The organism is Pseudonocardia hierapolitana, assembly GCF_007994075.1.
GTDB lineage: Bacteria > Actinomycetota > Actinomycetes > Mycobacteriales > Pseudonocardiaceae > Pseudonocardia > Pseudonocardia hierapolitana.
On the sequence record NZ_VIWU01000001.1, the window covers coordinates 6111538 to 6129066 of the forward strand.

A 17529-nucleotide genomic window follows, 5' to 3' on the forward strand; every position below is an offset into this window, starting at 1 on the left:
TAGGTTTCGGCGTCGTGGCGATCCCGCGGCTGCGCCGCACCGAGGTGTTTCCCGACGGCGCCTATCCCCTGCACAGCGACCGGCGGCTGCTGGACGCACCCGTCATGCCCCACGCGCACGACTTCTGCGAGCTGATGGTGATCGTCTCCGGGCGTGCGGTGTACCGCACCCGGCACGGGACCCGCCGGCTCGAAGGCGGTGACGTGGTCGCGGTGCGGCCGGGGAGCTGGCACGAGTACCGCCAGGTCGTCGATCTCGACGTGCTGAACGTCTACCTCGGCCCGGAGCTGCTCTCCGGTGATCTGGCCTGGATCCTGGGCTACTCGAGCCTGACCAACCTGATCTTCGGCACCGGTGACGTCCGGCTCAGGCTCACGCCGACGGCCACCGACCGGACCCGGTGGTGGCTGGAACAGCTGGCCGGCTGCCGTGATCGTCCCGAGGTCGAGCAGGCGTTGCAGCTGCGCAGCCTGCTCGGCTGCGTGTTCGCCGAGTTCGCGGGCGCGAGCGCGTCGCACGCCGGTCGTGCGATGGACCCCGCGACGAGCGCCGCGCTCCTGGCCATGGCGCAGGACCCGGCGCGCGCCTGGAGCGTCGCCGAGCTGGCCGCGATCGCCCGGATCTCGCCGTCCCACCTGCAGCACCGGTTCGCCGGGCAGATGGGCATCAGCCTGCTGGGTTGGCTCACGCAGTACCGGTCCGAGCTGATGGCGGTGCAGCTGGCCGCGGGCGGGAGATCCGTGGCCGAGATCGGCCGGGCGGTCGGCTGGCACGACCCGAACTACGCCGCCCGGAGGTTCCGCGCGACGTACGGGCTCTCGCCGACGGAGTACCGGCGCCGGTTCGCCTTCACGGCGCCGAGCCCTCGCTGACCCGCACGGCAGCGGGGGAGACTGGGGCCCGTGCGGATCGCCTCCCTGTTGCCTGCGGCCACCGAGATCGTCGCCGCTCTCGGCCGTGCGGACGACCTGGTGGCCGTCACCTACGAGTGTGATCCGGAGATCCGGGAGCGCGCGAGCGTCGTCGTCGACACGGTGCTCCCGCCCGGTCTGGAACCCGCCGCGATCGACGCGGTCGTCCGCGACCGGGCGGCCCGCGGCCTGCCGATGTACGAGCTCGACCGGGCCGCGCTGGCCGCGGTGGATCCGGACCTGATCCTCACCCAGGACCTGTGCGCGGTGTGCGCGCTGCCGTCGAGCACCGTGACGGACGCCCTGGCCGCGATCGGCTGCCGGGCCGACGTGCTGTCGCTCGACTCGCACACCGTCGAGGACGTGCTCGTCGCGATCGCCGCGATCGGCGGGCGCATCGGGGCCTCGTGCGAGCTGGTCGACGGGCTGCGGGCCCGGCTCGAGGCCGTCGAGGCCGCGGTCGGCGCTCGCCCGCGGCCGCGGGTGCTGGTGCTGGAGTGGGTCGACCCGCCGTTCCTCGCCGGCCACTGGGTGCCGGAGCTGGTGCGCCGCGCCGGCGGGGAGCCCGTCGGTGGGGTGGACGCGGGCCGCAGCGTGGCAGCAGGCTGGCCCGAGGTCGCCGCGTTGTCCGCCGACGTCGTGCTCGTGGCACCGTGCGGCTACGGGCTCGACGCCGCCGTTGCGCAGTCCGCGACCGTGCAGGACCGGTTGCCGGGCGCGGCGGTGGTGGCGATCGACGCCGACTCCTACGTGGTGCGGGCCGGCCCGCGGCTCGTCGACGGGATCGAGGCGATCGCATGGGCGCTGCACCCGGACGCCGTGCCTCCACCCCCGCCGGGGCGGATCAGGTGGTGCGCTTCGGCGCGGTGAACCAGCCCGCGTAGGCCAGCACGAGACCGAGCGCGCCGAGCGCTGCGAAGAACACGCGCGCCACCGTCGTGGCGGCGGGGGAGAGCAGCGTGGCCGCGGCGCCCGCCTCGATCGTCGACGGGGTGGCGATCAGGAGGAACCCGCGGATCGCCACGAACCAGCCGAAGAGCGAGATCGTCACGGCGAGCGGGCCGCGCCAGTTGCGGTGGATGCCGATGATGACCAGCCCCGCCGCGAGCATGAGTGCGCCGAGCATCAGCATCTGGAAGGGCTGGGCGAACAACTCGTCGACCAGGCCGGTCAGCTCGGGCAGACGGATCGCGTAGACGATCCCGAAGGTCGCGACGTAGGGCCCGATGACCCGGGCGAATGCCCGGGTGCGCAGCTGTGCCTCGACGTCAGGTGGCATCTTCTTCTCCTCGTTCCGGGCGGTAGCCGGCCTGGTGCAGCACGGCGCGCAGGTACGCCTCCGCATCGGCGGGCGTGGTCGTGTCCGGCCGGGAGGCCAGGTGCTGCCAGACGGCGCCGGTGAGCAGGTCCAGCAGGAGGGCCGGATCGGTCCCGGCAGGCAGCTGCCCGCGGTCGCGGGCCTGCTCCAGCACCTTCCGTCGGGCGTCGTCGCGGTGCTCGCCGAAGCGGGCGCGGTACGCCGCGGCGAGTTCGGGGAGGTCGTCGGTGGCGCCGTAGAGGCGGCGCAGCAGGCGGCGCCCGCCGGCGTCGGCGAGCGCGTGCGCCCAGCCGGTCACCAGGTGCTCGATGTCGCGGATCTCGGGCGACGCGGGCGGGTTGCCGTACGCGGCCTCCATCGCCGCGATGAGCAGCCGGGTCTTGTCCGGGAAGCGCCGGTAGACGGTGGCCCGGGTGACCCCGGCGCGGCGGGCCACCTGCTCGATGCTGGTGGCCTCGATGCCGCGCTCGAGCAGGAGGTCGAGTGCGGCCGCCAGGATGGCGGCGTCTGCCTCGGGGTTGCGGGGGCGGCCGGGCACAACCATTAGAATACAACACTGCTCTGTATTCAATCAACGGATCGGTCGGACCGGAGCCGTCATCGGCCGGTCGAAGATCAGGTGGGTCTGGGCGTGGCCGACCTCGGGGCGGGTGGTGAGGTGGTCGACGATCAGGCGGTGCAGGTGGGCGCTGTCGGCCACGGCGACGTGGAGGAAGAAGTCGTCCGGGCCCGAGACGGTGTAGAGCGCGAGGGTCTCCGGCAGCGCGAGCACCGCCGCCGTGAACGCCTCGACGAACTCCCTGCGGTGCGGACGCAACTGCACTGCGATGAACGCCTGCAGACCGCGTCCGACGGCGGCCGGGTCCACCACCGCGCGGACGGCCGTGATCACGCCGAGCGCCCGCAGCCGGCGTACCCGCTCGTGGCACGAGGACGTGGGCAGGCCGACCCGGGCGGCCAGCTCCTTGTTGGTGATCGACGCGTCGTCCTGGAGCTGCCGCAGAATTCGCCAGTCCACCGGATCCAGATCCTTGTCGAGGGGCATGTGCCGGACGATATCCGGATCTGTTTGTCAGGTCCCGGACAGTGCCCGAGATTGGAGCGGTGCCTCCCCGCTGTGTCCTCGTCCTCGACCCCGCCTCCCCACGCTGGTTGATCGCCAACGCCGCCGCCGTGCTCGGTGCGTCCGCAGGTGCCGCGGGCGCCGCCGCGCTCGGGCCCGACCTGACCGACGCCTCCGGTAGCCACTGGGCCGGCATCGCGGAGATCGTCGTGCCCGTGCTGGCCGCGTCACCCACTGAGCTCGCCGCCCTCCGCGCGGCGGCACAGGAGGCAGGCGTCACCGCGCTCGCCTTCCCGGACCTCGCCCAGGCCTCGCCCACCTACGCCGACTACACCGCGGCCGTGGCCGCCACCCCGACCGCCGAGATCGGCGTGCACGCCATCGCGCTGCTCGGGTCCGGCAACGCCGTCCGCCGGCTGACCCGCCACCTGCCCGCCCTCACCGATCCGGTCCCGGAGCCGGAGCCGGTCCCGTGACCCTCGAGCGCTGGACGGCGTTCGTCGGCGTCCTGCTGGTGGTGGTGTTCACCCCGGGACCGGACTTCGCCGTGGTGTTGCGGCACTCGCTCGGTGGCCCGGCGCGGGGCGTGCGTGCCGCGGCGGGGAACGTCACGGGGCTGGCCGGTCACACCACGGCCGCCGCCCTCGGGCTCTCCGCCGTGCTCGCCGCCCGCCCGGACGTGCTCACCGCGATCCGCCTCGCGGGCGCCGCCTACCTCGGGTGGCTGGCCGTGCAGGCGATCAGGGCCGCGTTCGCCCGCGACCCGGCGGCAGCGCATCCGGAACGGGCGCGCAGCCCTCATCCGTACCTCGACGGACTCGCGACCAACCTGCTCAACCCCAAGGCGCTGCTGTTCTTCCTCGGCCTGATCCCGCAGTTCGTCGTGCCCGGGCCCACGGTCACCGCCCAGCTGCTCCTGCTGGCGGGCACCACCGTGGTGGCGGCGGTGCTGTGGTGGACGGTCGTGATCCTTGCCGCTGCCCGGGGCCGGGCCGTGCTCGGCCGCGCTCGCGTGCGGCGGGCCGTCGACGGGGTGACCGGGGGTGTGCTGCTCGCCGTTGCGGTCGGCATCGCACGCGGGTAGTCGGACCGCCCCGCGGGTAGCATCACGGCGTGACCGGCTCCGCTCAGCTCCCGCTCGCCGGTCCGGCCCCCGGGCGTGGTCCCGTGCACGCCCACACCGTCCTCGCCGAAGCCGACGGCACCCCGTACTCATCCCTGCGGCAGCGGCCGGTGGAGCGGGCGGAGCGCTACGCGCTCGGCAGGGCGCTGCGCAAGCGGGTGCCGCGTTCGTCGCTCGGCGAGTGGAAAGCGTCCGCGGATCGTCCCGACCCGATCCAGCTGATCATGGAGAGCCACGTCGGCCGGGTGGAGCGGCTGGTGCCGGTGCGGGTCGGGCGGATGATCGAGTCACCGTACGGCTTCCTGCGCGGCACCGCGGTCGTGATGGCCGAGGACGTGGCGCGGCTGCCCGCCACCGGCATCATGCCGGTCGTCTGCGGCGACGCGCACCTGGGCAACTTCGGCTTCTACGCGTCGCCGGAGCGCGACCTGGTGATCGACCTCAACGACTTCGACGAGGCCCACCCGGGCTGCTGGGAGTGGGACCTGCGCCGGCTGGTCGCGAGCATCTGGGTGGCCGGACGGCAGAACGGTGCGAGCGAGGACGCCTGCGCGACCGCCGTGACGGCGTGCGTCGCCGCGTACCGGGACGAGGTGCGCTTCCTCGCCGACCAGCCGCTGCTCTCGCGCTCCTACCAGCGCCTCGACGTCGACCGGCTCGCCCAGGAGAGCCCCAAGCGGCTGCGGGCCGAGGTCGAGCGTGCAGCCAGGCGGGCGCGCAGCCGCACCAGCGACCGCGCCCTGCCGCGGTTCACCAAGGAGATCGAGGGCAGGCGCCGGATCGTCGAGGAGCCACCGCTCATCACCCGCGTCCCGGATGCCGAGGCGGACGAGCTCGCCGCAGCCCTCGACCAGTACCTCCTGACGCTCGCCTCCCACTGGCGACGCGCCTTGGGCGGCTACACGATCGTCGACATCGCGCACAAGGTGGTGGGCGTCGGCAGCGTCGGGCTGCGCGCCTACGTGGCGCTGCTGGAGGGATCCTCGCCGGACGACGTGGTGTTCCTGCAGCTCAAGCAGGCCCGCCGGTCGGTGCTGGCGCGGCACGTGCACGGCGAGTCGGCCTGGCACGCCCACCAGGGGCAACGCGTCGTCGAGTACCAGCAGGCGCTCCAGACCGTGAGTGACCCGCTGCTGGGCTGGGCCACCGTGGGGGAGCGCCAGTACTACGTGCGGCAGTTCCGGGACATGAAGGGCACCGTGCCGCTCGACGCTATCGATGCGGCGGCGCTCGCCGACTATGCAGGTGTGCTCGGACACCTGCTCGCAAAGGGCCACGCGCGCACCAGCGGTGCGTCGATGATCGCCGGGTACGTCGGTGGCTCCGACAATCTGGACAGGGCCATGGTCCGGTTCGCCCGCGCCTACGCGGATCAGACCGAGGCCGATCACGCCGCCCTGATCAAGGCCGTCGAACGCGGGCAGCTGCCCGCCGAGCGGGGGGTGTGAGCGGGTGACCGTGGACCTGCCGATGGCCCCGTGGCACCGGATGCGCCGGGTCGTCCGCCATGTCGGGCGAACGCTTCCGCCCGCGCTGGGCCTGACGGCCCCCGCACTGGTGCGCCACCCCGTCTGGCAGGCGGCCACGGTCGACGGCGGCGGCACCGGCGTGGTGGTGGCGCCCGGGTTCGCAGGCGCCGACGCGTCCATGGGGATGCTGCGGTGGTGGCTCGCCCGCCGCGGCTACGCCCCCGCCGGCGCCGGCCTCGGGATCAACGTCGGCTGCACCGAGGAGCTGGTCGACCGGCTCGAACGGCGCGTCGCGGAGCACGCCGAGCGCACCGAGGGGCCGGTCGTGCTCGTCGGGCACAGCCGGGGCGGGATGCTCGCGCGGATCGTCGCCGTGCGCAGGCCCGACCTGGTGCGCGGGCTCGCGATGCTGGGCAGCCCCGTGCTCGACCCGCTCGACGCCGGGGGGCTCGCCACCATGGTGCTGCCGGCCGTGTTGCGCCTGTCCGAGCTCGGCGTGCGCGGCCTGGTCGACGGCGACTGCCTCACCGGGCCGTGCAGCGCGACCGCCGCGGTCGGGCTGGCGGCGCCGCTTCCCGTGCCGGCCGTCTCGATCTACTCCCGCGAGGACGGCGTCGTCGGCTGGCGGTCCTGCCAGGACCCGGATGCCGAGTGGGTGGAGGTCGGGAGCAGCCACACCGGCATGGGCACCGATCCCGCGGTCTACACCGCCCTCGCCCCACGCCTCGCGGCCTGGGTGTCCCGCACACCCCGGACCTGACCGGAACCCCGACTCGCGCGCACCCACACAGCGACTCGCGGGACCGGGATCTCCGCCCCTGCCCGCGAGTCGCGCTCTCCGGGTACGCGAGTCGCGGTCTGGCTGCGCGCGCGTCGCGGTCTGGTGCCGGGATGTCGCTCTCGCCGTGCTGGGGTGTCGGACTCGCCGTGCTGGGGTGTCGGACTCGCCGTGCTGGGATGTCGGACTCGCGCGTGAGGTTCGGGGCTCTGGATGCGCGAGTCTTGCGTTCGGGCACGGCGAGTCTTGCGTTCAGGCACGGTGAGTCTTGCGGTCGGGCACGGTGAGTCTTGCGGTCGGGCACGGTGAGTCTTGCGTTCGCGCGCGGCGAGTCTCGCGATCTCGCACCGCGAGTCCGACGTTCGGAGTGTGGTGTGGGCGTTCCGGTCGCCGCCGGGTCAGGCGTCCAGGTCCTCCACCTTCCCGGCCTCCGAGGCGTCGTAGCCGCCGAGGGCGGTGACGGCGGAGCGGGTGGCCGGGTCCTGCAGGGCGGCCACGAGCGGGGCCGCCGCGTCGAGGGCGGCGCCGGGGAGCACCACGTCGTACTCCTCGGACACCAGGGGCACGAAGCCGAGGTCGAGGTCGCGGGCCGCCGAACGGACGCCCAGCCCTGCGTCGACCACGCCGGATGCCACGGACAGGGCGGTCTCCAGGTGTGAGCCGGCCTCCGGGCCGGCCACCGCGTCGGGGTCGAGGCCGGCCTCGCGCAGCAGCCGGTCGAGCAGCACGCGGGTGCCTGTGCCGAAGCGGCGCTTGGCGACGCGGAGCCCGGCCAGGTCGGCGGCGGAGGCGAGGCCGCGCGGGTTGTCCGGCGGCACGAGCAGGCCCTGCTCGCGGCGCCACAGGTGGATGAGGTGGGGCCGCAGCCCGCGCAGCAGCCCGCGGGCGAACGGAGCGTTGTAGCGGCCGCTGTGGTGCTGCAGGTGCACGGCGGCCCCGTCGGCCCGGCCCTGCCGCACCGCCCGCAGCCCGCCGAAGCTCCCCTCCGTGCCGATCGGTCGGACCGCGCGCCCCAGCCCCCGGAGCACCACGTCGAGGGCCGGATCGTCGCTGCCGGCCAGCCGGAACACGCGCTCGCCGTGCAGGAAGCGGCGGGCGGCCACGGCCCCGCCCTCGGCGACGCGTGTGCGGCGCCGGTCGGCGGTGACGATCACGCCGGCGTCGGCGAGGGCGCGGACGGCCCGCCCGATCGTCGAGGGGGTTGTGCCGAACCGGTGGGCCAGTTCGCGCACGCCGGGCAGCTCTGACCCCTCGGCGAGCTCGCACGCGCCGATCCGCCCGGCCAAGTCGGCGGAGATCTCCCGGTACCGGGTCACGGCAGGGGACCCTATAGTCCCGGTCTGTGCGAGCACAGTTGCGTGCAGGAGTGGCGGCGGTGGTCCTGCTGGCGCTCGCCGCCTGCGGATCGCCCGCGGCGGGGCCTTCGGCCGAGCGGTCGCTGATCCTCGCCACGACGACGAGCACCCAGGACTCCGGCCTGCTCGACGACCTGCTCCCGGCGTTCACCGCCGAGACCGGATGGGCGGTGAAGCCGGTGGCCGTGGGCAGCGGGCAGGCGATCGAGATGGGGCGCCGCGGCGAGGCCGACGTCCTGCTCGTGCACTCGCCCGCCGCCGAGGAGGAGTACGTCGCGGAGGGCACGGCGGGGCGACGGCTGCTCGTCATGCACAACGACTTCGTGCTGCTCGGGCCGGACGCCGACCCGGCGGGCCTACGAGGGGTGCCCGTCGACGAGGCGATGCGCCGGATCGCCGCCGCGGGGACGGTGTTCGTCTCCCGCGGCGACGACTCCGGCACGCACGCCCGCGAGAAGTCGCTGTGGGAGAAGGCGGGCGTGACGCCGGGTGCGCCCTGGTACCAGGAGACCGGGCAGGGCATGGGGGCGACGCTGCGGGTCGCCGCGGAGAAGGCCGGCTACACGCTGTCGGACCGCGCGACGTACCTCTCCCAGCCCGACGGGCTCGCGCTGCTCGTGGAGGGCGACCCGGGGCTGCTCAACGTCTACCACGTCATCGAGGTGACGAAGCGGGCAGGCGAGCGGGTGCAGCCGGAGGCGGCCGCGGCGTTCGCCGACTGGATCACGGGCCCGGACGCGCAGCGACGGATCGGGGAGTTCGGCCGGGAGGAGTACGGGCAGCCCCTATTCGTGCCGGACGCGGGCAAGCCGGAGCCCACGGGCGACTGACCGAGCGAGCATCGATATGGACGTCCTGCTCGACGGCCTGGCGCAGGCTCTGTCGCTGCTGTTCTCCGGCGACGCGGAGACCTGGGCGATCACCCTGCTCACGCTGCGCGTCTCGCTCGGCGCCACGCTGATCGCGGCGCTCCTCGGGGTGCCGCTCGGCGCGGCGATCGCGCTCTGCTCGTTCCCCGGGCGGAGGCTGCTGCTCGCCGGGGCGAACACCGGGATGGGACTTCCCCCGGTGGTCGTGGGGCTCGTCGTCACCGTCGTGCTGTGGCGCAGCGGGCCGCTCGGCGGGCTCGGCCTGCTCTACACCCCCACGGCGATGGTGGTGGCCCAGGCGGTGATCGCGACGCCGGTGGTCGTCGCGCTGGTGGCGGCCGCGTTGCAGCAGGTGGACCCCGATTTCCTGGTGCAGATGCAGGGGCTCGGCGCCACCCGGGCGCGCGCCCTGCTCGCGCTCGCCGCCGAGGCGCGGCTGCCGTTGCTGGCCGCGGCGATGGCGGCGTTCGGGGCCGTGGTCAGCGAGGTCGGCGCGGCGCAGATGGTGGGCGGCAACATCGCCGGGCAGACCCGGGTGCTCACCACCGCGGCCGTGCTCGCGACGAGTCGCGGCGAGTTCGGGCTCGCCATCGCGTTCGGGCTGGTCCTGCTGTTGCTCGCGTTCGCGGTGAACCTGGTCGTGACGCTGGCGGGGCAGGCCGTGCGGTGAGCAGCCGCATCGGGTGCCGGGAGCTGCGGGTGAGCGCACGCGGCCGGGATCTGCTGCTGCACGTCCCGGCCCTCGACGTCGCCGCGGGTGAGGTGCTCGCCGTGCTGGGACCGAACGGGGCGGGGAAGTCGACGTTGCTGCGTGCGCTCGGCCGTCTCGGGCGCCTCCACCGCAGCGGCGATGTGCTGCTCGACGGCCGGCCGGCCGGGCCACGGGAGCTGCGGAGTGCGGTGGCGGCCGTGCTGCAGCGACCGATCCTGCGGCACGGGACGGTGGCGGCGAACGCGGCGGCCGGCCTGCGGCTGCGTGGCGTCGGGAGGGCGGAGGCGCGCCGCAGGTCCGGTCCGTGGCTGGACGCACTGGGCGTCGGGCACCTCGCGTCGCGCTCGGCGCGCACTCTGTCCGGCGGCGAGGCGCAGCGAGTGGCCATCGCCCGCGCACTGGCCGTGGGGCCACGGGTGCTGCTGCTCGACGAACCGTTCGCCGGCCTCGACGCCACCACCCGCGCCGACCTGCTGGCCGACCTGCGCACCGTGCTGGACGGGCTGGACACCGCCGCCGTGCTCGTCACGCACGACCGGCACGAGGCCATGGCGCTGGCCGGAAGCACAGCGTTGCTCGTCGGGGGGCGGATCCGGCAGCTCGGACCGACCGAGCGGGTGCTCGACCGGCCGGTCGACGTCGACTGCGCCCGGCTCGTCGGGTTCACCAACGTGCTGCCGCCCGCCGTCACGGGCCGCCCGGAGGTCTCCGTCGCGCGCCCGGAACACTGCTCGCTCGGCGACTCCGCCGGCCTGCGGATCCCCGGCACCGTGCGCCGGGTCGTCCCGCTCGGCGGGGCCACCCGGGTGGACGTGGACACCGCGGCAGGCACCCTCGCCTGCCGGGCACCTGACGCCGACGGCCTGGAGCCCGGCCGCGCCGTCACGGTCGCGGTCGCGGAGTCCGACCTGCGCACGATTCCGACGCGACGTCAGTGGAATGACGGCGCGTTCGTCGGAAGGGTCAGGGGAGTGCGCGCGCCTCGGACTCGCTCGTGAGGTCCAGGCGAGAGGTCTCTCCCAGGGCCAGGATGCAGCCGACGCTCACCAGGCAGCAGACCGCGATGATCGCCGAGACCGCGGTCGAGCTCCCCGATCCGGCCATCACGCCGGCGAACACCACGGGCGCGAGCCCGGCGCCGATGCCGGCGATCTGGTACCCCAGCGACGCGCCCGTGTAGCGCGACCGGGTGGGGAAGAGCTCGCTGTAGAGCGCGGCGAGCGGCCCGTACATCGACGCGTGCACCACGCCCTGCCCGACCACGACCGCGAGCACGAGCAGCGCGGTGGAGCCGCTGCCGATCAGCGGGAAGATCAGGAACGCCCAGACGGCCATGGCGATCGCGCCCGCGAGCACGACCGGGCGCCTGCCCAGCCGGTCCGACAACGCGGAGAACCCGATGATCCCGACGACCGCGACCACCGAGGAGATCGTCAGCGCGTTGAGCACGGTGGGGCGAGGGAAGCCGGCCTGCACGGCGTAGGAGATCACGAACACCGTGAGCGTTCCCTGCGCGACGAACGCCCCGAACCCGACGCCCACCGACAGCAGCAGGGCGCGCGGGTGCCGGGTGAGCACCTCCATCAACGGGGGGCGGTCCGGCACGGACGAGGCGGCGGCGGTGAAGACCGGCGTCTCGTCCACCCGCGCGCGCACGAACAGCCCGATCGCCAGCAGTACCGCGCTGAGCAGGAACGGGATCCGCCAGCCCCAGGTCAGGAACCCCTCCTCGCCGCTGATCCCCGCGGCGAGCGCCAACACCAGCGTGGAGAGCACCATCCCGCTCGGGGCGCCCGCGTTGGTGAAGCTCGCCCACAGCCCGCGGCGGCTGGTGGCGTGCTCGGCCGACATCAGCACGGCACCGCCCCACTCACCACCGACCGCGACGCCCTGCGCGATGCGCAGCACGACGAGCAGCACCGGGGCGAGCGCCCCGATCTGCGCGTACGTCGGCAGCAGGCCGATGAGCACGCTCGCCACGCCCATCAGGCCCATCGTGAGGATGAGCATCCGCTTGCGGCCGATCCGGTCGCCGTAGTGACCGAAGAGGGCGCCGCCGAGCGGCCGGGCGAGGTAGCCGGTGGCGAGCGTGCCGAAGCTCGCGACCGTGCCGACCACCGGGTCGAGCGAGGAGAAGAAGACCTGGTTGAACACCACGGCCGAGGCCGTGGCGTAGAGCAGGAAGTCGTAGTACTCGATGACGCTGCCGAGGTAGCTCGACACCACGGCGCGGCGAAGCTGGGTGCGGGAGCGTGGTCCGGTCATGCGGGTGGCCTCCTTGCCGGGGTCCGCTGCGGCGAATGTAGGCAGACACGTCACGGCCGTCAACGTTTTGCCCAATATCGAGATCTAGGCTTTCAGCATGTCCACGCAGGGAGAGCGGCCGCAGCCGCTGCTGCTCGCGTTCTTCGGCGGCTACCTGCTCGGCCGCGGTGTCCACGTGGCGACGAGCGCGGTGATCGACGTGCTCGACCGGGTGGGCGTCTCGGAGCACGCCACCCGCTCCACGCTCTCCCGCATGGCCCGCCGCGACCTGCTGCGCCGCGTGCGCCGCGGGCGGAAGGTCTACCTCGGACTCACCCCGCGCTCCCGGGAGGTGCTCCACGACGGCGACGTGCGCGTGTGGCGCACCGCGGCGGTGCACGACGGGTGGGACGGCACCTGGACGCTGCTCTCGTTCAGCCTGCCCGACTCATGGCAGCGGCAGCGGCACGAGCTGCGCTCCCGGCTGCTGTGGGCCGGGTTCGGCCCGCTGCAGGGAGGACTGTGGATCGCCCCGTCACCGGTCGACTTCGCCGTGATCGGCGCGGACCTCGAAGCGGCGGCGCACGTCAAGGTGTTCGCCGCCAGGGCGCTGCCGCCCACCGACGTCGACGCCCTCGTGCGGGACGCGTGGGACCTCGACGCGATCGCCGTCCGCTACCGCGGCTTCCTGCACCGCTGGTCCGATCCGCGGCGGCGTCCGGAATTCCCCGACGCGCTGGCCACCCAGCTCGTCCTGCAGACCGAGTGGCTGCAGGTGATCCGCCGCGACCCCCGGCTGCCCGCCCAGCACCTCCCGGCCGGCTGGCCCGCGGAACCGGCGTGGCGGCTGTTCCGCGCGCTGTACGCCGAGCTGGACCCGCAGGCCCGGGCCGCCGCTGCCACGCTCGACGTCATCCCCGACGAGGAGGCCGGGCGGGGCTGACCCGGGCGCCGCAGCGCCGGTGCGTCCCTGCGAGGACGAGGGCGTTCCCACGGACGTCCTACCCGGTGGCCGCCTCTGCGGAGATCGCTAGCGGGCCGGGCCGTCGGACAGGGCGCTGCGGCAGCGGTTGAGGTAGTCGCGCAGCTCCGCCCGCTCGCCCGCCGTCAGGCCGCCCAGCATCCGCTCCTCCAGCGCCCGCACCCGCGACTCCATGCGCGCGAGCAGCTCGTGCCCCGCCGGCGTGAGGCTGATCAGCAGGCGGCGGGCGTGGCGGGGGTCGCGGTGGCGGGTCACGAGGTCGCGGCGTTCCAGTGCGGTGACGAGGTCGCCCATCGACTGCGGGGTGACGAACGCGTTGCGCGCGAGCTCGGCGCTGGTCAGGCCGTCGCGGCGGGCGAGGACCGTGAGCGCGGTGTACTGCAGCACCGTGGTGCCGGACGGACGCAGAAGCTCGTCGAGGTGGGCACGCACGGCGAGCTCGACCTGCTTGACGGCGTAGAGCAGCGACGGGCCCGCGGGATCCGCCGTCATCAAAGTCCCTCCGTCGCCTCGTGCCGGCGCGACCAGGGTACGGCCCGCATGATCAGCTGATGTGCCCCGACTCGCGTAGGGTCGGTGGGTCAGGACGGGCGGGCACTCCGTGTGCGCCTCGTGCAGATCGCCGCCTGACGTGTGGTCGCGTCGAGACGCCCCGTTCCCTGGGGGCGGGGCCGGCGGGACGATCGAGGGAGTACGGACGATGAGATGGACCGGAGACCCTTCCCGCGGTGACGAGACCGGCCGCTACGCAGCCGCGCAGGCCGCGGCGGCCGCGGAGACCGTCGTGCAGCACCACCGGGCGGCCCGCGTCGTCGCAGGCCGCGCCTTCGACGCCGCCGACTGCGCCGAGATGCTGGCGATGCTCGGCCTGGACGGTCGTCAGGAGCCGGATCAGCACTGAGGTCGTCCGAGTCCTGGTTCAGGGGCGGGCCTCCGACAGCGAGCGTTCCAGCCGCGCGCTCGCCGACGCCATGTGCGTGCCCATCGCGGTCGCCGCCGCATCGGGGTCCCGCCGCTCGATCGCCTCGAACACCCCCACGTGCTCGGCCAGGGTGGCCGCCGTGTCGCCGTCGGCGCCGACGGCGCGCAGGATCCACACCCGCAGCAGCGCGCGCACGCTGTGCAGGATGTCGCGGAGCACGGTGTTGCCGGCGATCCGGGCGACCTCCAGGTGGAACTCGACGTCCGCCTCGGTGAACGCGGCCACGGAGTCCGCGGTCTCCCGCATCCGGTCCAGGCGGGCGCGCAGCCGCGCCACGTCGTCGTCCGTGGCGCGCTCCGCCGCCAGCCGGGCGGTGACCGCCTCCAGGTGCCTGCGGGTCTCGACGAGATCACGCGTGTGCCGCTCGCCCAGCATGAGGCCCCAGTGGATCGCCTGGGGGAGCAGGTCGGAGACCGTCCCGCGCACGTAGGTGCCCGACCCGACGCGCACCTCGACGATCCCGAGCACCTCGAGCACGGCGATCGCCTCCCGGATGGCGGATCGCCCCACCCCGAGCGACTCGGCGAGCCGTCGCTCGGACGGGAGGCGTGATCCCGGGCGGTGGCCGCCCGCCGTCACCTCGTCCAGGAGGCGGCGGGCGACCTGACTCACCGGGCTGTCCTGCCGGATCGGCGCCGGCCCGCCGGCGTCGGCGAGCACGTCTCAGGCCTTCGCCGCCGACCGGATCGCCGTCAGCCCGGCCGCGAGCGCCTGCTGGTAGAGCCACAGGTCGCCGTTGTAGGCGAGCAGCGAGAAGCCCCGGCCGATCAGGTCGGTGGCCTGCTCGACCGACGTCGGCATGAACCCGGCGATCGTGCCCGTGTCGGCGGCGGCCTTGGCCACGCGGTCGAGCGCGGCGAGGTAGTCGGGGTGGTCGAACCGGCCCGGGATGCCCATGGAGTTGGTCAGGTCGAAGTGCCCGACCCACACGACGTCGACGCCGGGCACGGCCGCGATCTCCTCGACGGCCTCCAGCCCCGCGACCGTCTCGATCTGGCAGATCACCACGTTGTCGCTGTTGGCCTTGCGCATCGTGGCCACGTTGTCGCCGCTGCGGTAGTCGTCGTGCGCCACGCCGAAGGCCGCGCCGCGGCTGCCGTCCGGCGGGTACTTCGCCCAGTCGACGAGCTGTGCGGCCACCTCGGCCGAGCCGACCATCGGAGCCATGATCCCGCTCGCCCCGACGTCGAGGGCGCGGCTCACGAAGGTGCGGTCGAACGCCGACGGGATCCGGATCCAGGCCGGCACGCCCGTGGGCCGCGTGGTGGAGACGAGCCCGCCGAGCGTCTCCCAGCCCCAGCCGGTGTGCTCGGCGTCGTAGAGCACGAACTCCGCGCCCGCGTGCGCGGCGAGCCGGCCGATGCCGTTCGTGGCGAACTCGAACACGAACGTGCCGAGCGCGAGCTCGCCCGACCTGGCCTTCTCGATCACGGGCAGGGTCACGGTGGTCCGCCTTCCTCTCGTCGATGAGTCCTCGGCCAACGTAGCAACCGGTTGACCAATTTCCGAGGGCCTGGATACGGTCGCCAACCGTCACCACCGAGAGGACCAGCTGATGGCGAGCACCTTCCAGGTCGGGCTCACCGGGGACTTCCTCACCCCGGACGGGCGGATCGGCTGGGGCGACATCGGGTTGTCGCTGCTCACCGACGCGCCGGGCGTCGAGTACCGGTTCCTGGAGGTCACGGCGGGGGAGATCCCGCCCGAGCAGCTGGCCGGCCTCGACGCGCTGGTCGGGCTCCTGCCCCGGGTCACGGCGCGATCGCTGGAGAACGCTGACCGGCTGCGGGTCGTCGCCCGCTTCGGGGTCGGCTACGACAACGTGGACGTCGCCGCGCTCACCGCGCGCGGCACGCTGCTCACGATCACGCGCGACGCCGTCGCGCGGCCGGTGGCGCAGGCCGCGCTGGCCCTGATCCTCGCCGTCTCGCACCGCCTGCTCGACAAGGACCGCCTCGTCCGCGAGCACCGCTGGCAGGACCGCCTCGACTTCATGGGCACCGGCATCACCGGGCGCACGGTCGCCTTCGTCGGGTGGGGCAACATCGGGCGCACGATCAGCGGTTACCTCGCCCCGTTCGGGGTGCGCCAGACCGCCCACGACCCGTATGCCGATCCGGGCACCGCGACCGCCGCGGGCGTCGAGCTCGGGGACCTGGACACCGTGCTGGGCGGCGCCGACTTCGTGGTCGTCACCGCCGCCCTCACCGAGGAGACCCGCAACCTCGTCGACGCCGCGGCGATCGCCCGGATGAAGCCGTCGGCGTTCCTCGTCAACGTCGCCCGCGGGCCGATCGTCGACCAGGGCGCCGTCGCCGCCGCCCTCACGGAGGGGCGGATCGCCGGGGCGGCCCTGGACGTCTTCCGCGACGAGCCGCCCGCGCCCGACGACCCGATCCTCTCGGCGCCGAACACGTTGTTCAGCCCGCACGCCACCTGCTGGACCGACGAGCTCGCGCTCGCGAACGGCACGAGCGCGATCCGGGCCGTGCTCGACGTGCGGGACGGGAAGCGCCCGCGGGACGTGGTCAACCCGGAGGCGTTCGACCACCCGGCCCTGCGCGAACTGCGCTGAGTACCAGAGCATCGCGCCGACGCGGACGGCGGCCCGCTGGTCCTTCGGCGGCTGCTCTTGCCCAAGCGTTGATCAGCGGATGGGCGCATGCACGGCCGTATGTAGCCGCTGACGCACCGGGCGGTCGATCGAGGGCGTCGAGGCTCGGGCTTGATCAGCCGACGGGCGCCTCCACGGCCGCATGTGGCCGCCCCCGCACCGATGCCGTGATCATGGCTGCCATAGCGTCCGGAGGCCGGACCAGGCGTACCCCGAGGCCGGCGACGGCGATGGGCCCGAGCCGGGCTGGGCCACGCACTGAGTCTCAGCTCGCGCAGCCCGTCGATCGGGCGCGTCGACCCACGACGGGCGCGCCGGGAGACCCGGGGTGCATCAGCGGCGCAGGGGGACCCGGGTTCCTCACCTCAGCGCGAAACCGCCGTCGATCAGCAGTTCCGTGCCGCAGCAGAACGCCGAGTCGTCGCTGAGGAAGTACTCCACCGCCTTCGCGATCTCCCAGGGCTGCGCGAACCGGCCGAGCACGGTCTCGCGCATCCACTGCGGGTGCAGGTCGGTCTTGGCCATCGTGAGCGGGGTCTGCACGTAGCCGGGCGAGACGGTGTTGATCCGCACCCCGCGCGGCCCCCACTCGACGGCCAGCGACCGGGTGAGCGCGCTGACGCCCGCCTTCGACGTGTTGTAGGCGCACTGGCGCTGCGGGTGGTTGACGATCGCGTTGCCCGACATCGAGGCGATGTTGACGATCGCGCCGCCACCGTGGGCGAGGAGCTCGCGGCCGAACTCGCGGCAGGTGAGGAACACCCCGCGCAGGTTCACCGCGAGGATCCGGTCGAACTCGGCGAGCGGCATGTCCTCGGCCGCGACGTTCTCGACGGTGCCGGCGCTGTTGACCAGGTCGACCGGGCGGTCGTCGTCGGCGTAGAGCGCGCGGACCACAGCGGCCACCGACTCCTCCGAGGTCACGTCGACCTGGTGGCCGCTGACACCGGCCGGGAGCGCCTCCAGGCCCTTCAGGTCGAGCCCGTGGACATGGGCGCCCTGACCGGCGAGGCTCTCGCAGATCGCCAGCCCGATCCCGCCGGTGGCGCCGATGACGGCGACGCGCCGCCCCTCGAAGCGGTTGGTCACGCTCGCTCCCCCCTCGTAGC

21 protein-coding genes are annotated in these 17529 nt (G+C 74.1%); 12 read left to right on the forward strand and 9 right to left on the reverse strand.

The window, feature by feature from the left end:
- Nucleotides 1-14 precede the first annotated feature (14 nt).
- Both FHX44_RS29145 and FHX44_RS29150 read left to right on the forward strand, forming a co-directional pair.
- A complete protein-coding gene (locus FHX44_RS29145) occupies nt 15-872 on the forward strand; it encodes a helix-turn-helix transcriptional regulator (protein WP_147258713.1) in 858 nt (285 codons plus the stop codon).
- Between the two features lie 30 nt (nt 873-902).
- Nucleotides 903-1781: a TroA family protein gene (locus FHX44_RS29150; protein ID WP_147258714.1), complete on the forward strand. Its 879-nt coding sequence runs from the start codon at nt 903-905 to the stop codon at nt 1779-1781.
- Here the strand turns inward: FHX44_RS29150 and FHX44_RS29155 are convergent.
- From FHX44_RS29155 to FHX44_RS29165, 3 genes are read right to left on the reverse strand one after another with little or no spacing between them, the layout of a single operon-like run.
- Nucleotides 1756-2190: a hypothetical protein gene (locus FHX44_RS29155; protein ID WP_147258715.1), complete on the reverse strand. Its 435-nt coding sequence runs from the start codon at nt 2188-2190 to the stop codon at nt 1756-1758. The genes FHX44_RS29150 and FHX44_RS29155 overlap by 26 nt on opposite strands.
- A complete protein-coding gene (locus tag FHX44_RS29160; RefSeq protein ID WP_246170651.1) occupies nt 2180-2767 on the reverse strand; it encodes a TetR/AcrR family transcriptional regulator in 588 nt (195 codons plus the stop codon). Before FHX44_RS29160 ends, FHX44_RS29155 begins: the two co-directional genes overlap by 11 nt.
- Nucleotides 2768-2800: 33 nt before the next feature.
- Nucleotides 2801-3274, reverse strand: coding sequence for an Lrp/AsnC family transcriptional regulator (locus tag FHX44_RS29165; RefSeq protein WP_147258717.1), 474 nt, complete (start codon nt 3272-3274; stop codon nt 2801-2803).
- A gap of 59 nt (nt 3275-3333) precedes the next feature.
- Here FHX44_RS29165 and FHX44_RS29170 point away from each other — a divergent pair, with 59 nt between their 5' ends.
- From FHX44_RS29170 to FHX44_RS29185, 4 genes are read left to right on the forward strand one after another with little or no spacing between them, the layout of a single operon-like run.
- Complete coding sequence (locus FHX44_RS29170; RefSeq protein WP_170309083.1) at nt 3334-3768, forward strand: DUF2000 family protein; 435 nt, start codon at nt 3334-3336, stop codon at nt 3766-3768.
- Nucleotides 3765-4376 (forward strand): LysE family translocator, encoded by a 612-nt coding sequence (locus tag FHX44_RS29175; protein ID WP_147258719.1) that lies wholly within the window; start codon nt 3765-3767, stop codon nt 4374-4376. Before FHX44_RS29170 ends, FHX44_RS29175 begins: the two co-directional genes overlap by 4 nt.
- A 29-nt stretch (nt 4377-4405) precedes the next feature.
- Nucleotides 4406-5863, forward strand: a complete 1458-nt coding sequence (locus FHX44_RS29180) for a DUF2252 domain-containing protein (protein ID WP_246170652.1) — start codon at nt 4406-4408, stop codon at nt 5861-5863.
- A gap of 4 nt (nt 5864-5867) precedes the next feature.
- Nucleotides 5868-6644 carry an alpha/beta hydrolase gene (locus FHX44_RS29185; protein WP_246170653.1) on the forward strand — a complete coding sequence of 259 codons (777 nt, stop codon included), beginning with the start codon at nt 5868-5870 and terminating at the stop codon, nt 6642-6644.
- 416 nt (nt 6645-7060) lie between these two features.
- Here the strand turns inward: FHX44_RS29185 and FHX44_RS29190 are convergent, their stop codons facing one another.
- Entirely contained in the window at nt 7061-7978 is a 918-nt protein-coding gene (locus tag FHX44_RS29190; protein ID WP_147258720.1) for a substrate-binding domain-containing protein, read from the reverse strand.
- A 26-nt stretch (nt 7979-8004) separates the two neighbouring features.
- Between FHX44_RS29190 and FHX44_RS29195 the strand changes: the two genes are divergently transcribed.
- Genes FHX44_RS29195 through FHX44_RS29205 form a run of 3 tightly spaced genes read left to right on the forward strand, consistent with a single transcriptional unit; the run spans nt 8005 to nt 10596 of the window.
- The gene (locus FHX44_RS29195; protein WP_212612696.1) at nt 8005-8847 is read left to right on the forward strand and encodes an ABC transporter substrate-binding protein; all 843 of its coding nucleotides are present in this window, start codon (nt 8005-8007) and stop codon (nt 8845-8847) included.
- A 16-nt stretch (nt 8848-8863) separates the two neighbouring features.
- Nucleotides 8864-9556 (forward strand): ABC transporter permease, encoded by a 693-nt coding sequence (locus tag FHX44_RS29200; RefSeq protein ID WP_147258721.1) that lies wholly within the window; start codon nt 8864-8866, stop codon nt 9554-9556.
- Nucleotides 9553-10596: an ABC transporter ATP-binding protein gene (locus FHX44_RS29205; RefSeq protein ID WP_147258722.1), complete on the forward strand. Its 1044-nt coding sequence runs from the start codon at nt 9553-9555 to the stop codon at nt 10594-10596. The genes FHX44_RS29200 and FHX44_RS29205 overlap by 4 nt, the downstream gene beginning before the upstream one ends.
- Here FHX44_RS29205 and FHX44_RS29210 read toward each other — a convergent pair.
- On the reverse strand, nt 10562-11863 hold the full coding sequence (locus FHX44_RS29210; RefSeq protein WP_147258723.1) for an MFS transporter: 1302 nt from the start codon (nt 11861-11863) through the stop codon (nt 10562-10564). The two genes, FHX44_RS29205 and FHX44_RS29210, sit on opposite strands and share 35 nt — an antisense overlap.
- Nucleotides 11864-11960: 97 nt before the next feature.
- On the opposite strand from FHX44_RS29210, the gene FHX44_RS29215 reads away from it, so the two are divergent.
- On the forward strand, nt 11961-12785 hold the full coding sequence (locus FHX44_RS29215; protein WP_147258724.1) for a PaaX family transcriptional regulator: 825 nt from the start codon (nt 11961-11963) through the stop codon (nt 12783-12785).
- An 87-nt stretch (nt 12786-12872) separates the two neighbouring features.
- Here the strand turns inward: FHX44_RS29215 and FHX44_RS29220 are convergent, their stop codons facing one another.
- Nucleotides 12873-13316: a MarR family winged helix-turn-helix transcriptional regulator gene (locus FHX44_RS29220; RefSeq protein WP_147258725.1), complete on the reverse strand. Its 444-nt coding sequence runs from the start codon at nt 13314-13316 to the stop codon at nt 12873-12875.
- Nucleotides 13317-13524: 208 nt separating this feature from the next.
- Here FHX44_RS29220 and FHX44_RS29225 point away from each other — a divergent pair, with 208 nt between their 5' ends.
- A complete protein-coding gene (locus tag FHX44_RS29225; RefSeq protein ID WP_147258726.1) occupies nt 13525-13725 on the forward strand; it encodes a hypothetical protein in 201 nt (66 codons plus the stop codon).
- Nucleotides 13726-13743: 18 nt separating this feature from the next.
- Here the strand turns inward: FHX44_RS29225 and FHX44_RS29230 are convergent, their stop codons facing one another.
- Both FHX44_RS29230 and FHX44_RS29235 read right to left on the reverse strand, forming a co-directional pair.
- Nucleotides 13744-14418 carry a FadR/GntR family transcriptional regulator gene (locus tag FHX44_RS29230; RefSeq protein ID WP_246170654.1) on the reverse strand — a complete coding sequence of 225 codons (675 nt, stop codon included), beginning with the start codon at nt 14416-14418 and terminating at the stop codon, nt 13744-13746.
- 51 nt (nt 14419-14469) lie between these two features.
- Nucleotides 14470-15249 (reverse strand): HpcH/HpaI aldolase family protein, encoded by a 780-nt coding sequence (locus tag FHX44_RS29235; protein ID WP_147258728.1) that lies wholly within the window; start codon nt 15247-15249, stop codon nt 14470-14472.
- A 112-nt stretch (nt 15250-15361) separates the two neighbouring features.
- Here FHX44_RS29235 and FHX44_RS29240 point away from each other — a divergent pair, with 112 nt between their 5' ends.
- Nucleotides 15362-16381: an NAD(P)-dependent oxidoreductase gene (locus tag FHX44_RS29240; RefSeq protein WP_147258729.1), complete on the forward strand. Its 1020-nt coding sequence runs from the start codon at nt 15362-15364 to the stop codon at nt 16379-16381.
- Nucleotides 16382-16780: 399 nt separating this feature from the next.
- Here the strand turns inward: FHX44_RS29240 and FHX44_RS29245 are convergent, their stop codons facing one another.
- Entirely contained in the window at nt 16781-17509 is a 729-nt protein-coding gene (locus FHX44_RS29245) for an SDR family NAD(P)-dependent oxidoreductase (protein WP_147258730.1), read from the reverse strand.
- Between the last annotated feature and the right edge of the window lie 20 nt (nt 17510-17529).

Bases quoted from the DNA above. Each gene is read 5' to 3' on its own strand.
- FHX44_RS29220 (WP_147258725.1), bottom strand. From the start codon at position 13,316: ATGACGGCGGATCCCGCGGGCCCGTCGCTGCTCTACGCCGTCAAGCAG.
- FHX44_RS29210 (WP_147258723.1), bottom strand. From the start codon at position 11,863: ATGACCGGACCACGCTCCCGCACCCAGCTTCGCCGCGCCGTGGTGTCG.
- FHX44_RS29155 (WP_147258715.1), bottom strand. From the start codon at position 2,190: ATGCCACCTGACGTCGAGGCACAGCTGCGCACCCGGGCATTCGCCCGG.
- FHX44_RS29215 (WP_147258724.1), top strand. From the start codon at position 11,961: ATGTCCACGCAGGGAGAGCGGCCGCAGCCGCTGCTGCTCGCGTTCTTC.
- FHX44_RS29225 (WP_147258726.1), top strand. From the start codon at position 13,525: ATGAGATGGACCGGAGACCCTTCCCGCGGTGACGAGACCGGCCGCTAC.
- FHX44_RS29240 (WP_147258729.1), top strand. From the start codon at position 15,362: ATGGCGAGCACCTTCCAGGTCGGGCTCACCGGGGACTTCCTCACCCCG.
- FHX44_RS29200 (WP_147258721.1), top strand. From the start codon at position 8,864: ATGGACGTCCTGCTCGACGGCCTGGCGCAGGCTCTGTCGCTGCTGTTC.
- FHX44_RS29165 (WP_147258717.1), bottom strand. From the start codon at position 3,274: ATGCCCCTCGACAAGGATCTGGATCCGGTGGACTGGCGAATTCTGCGG.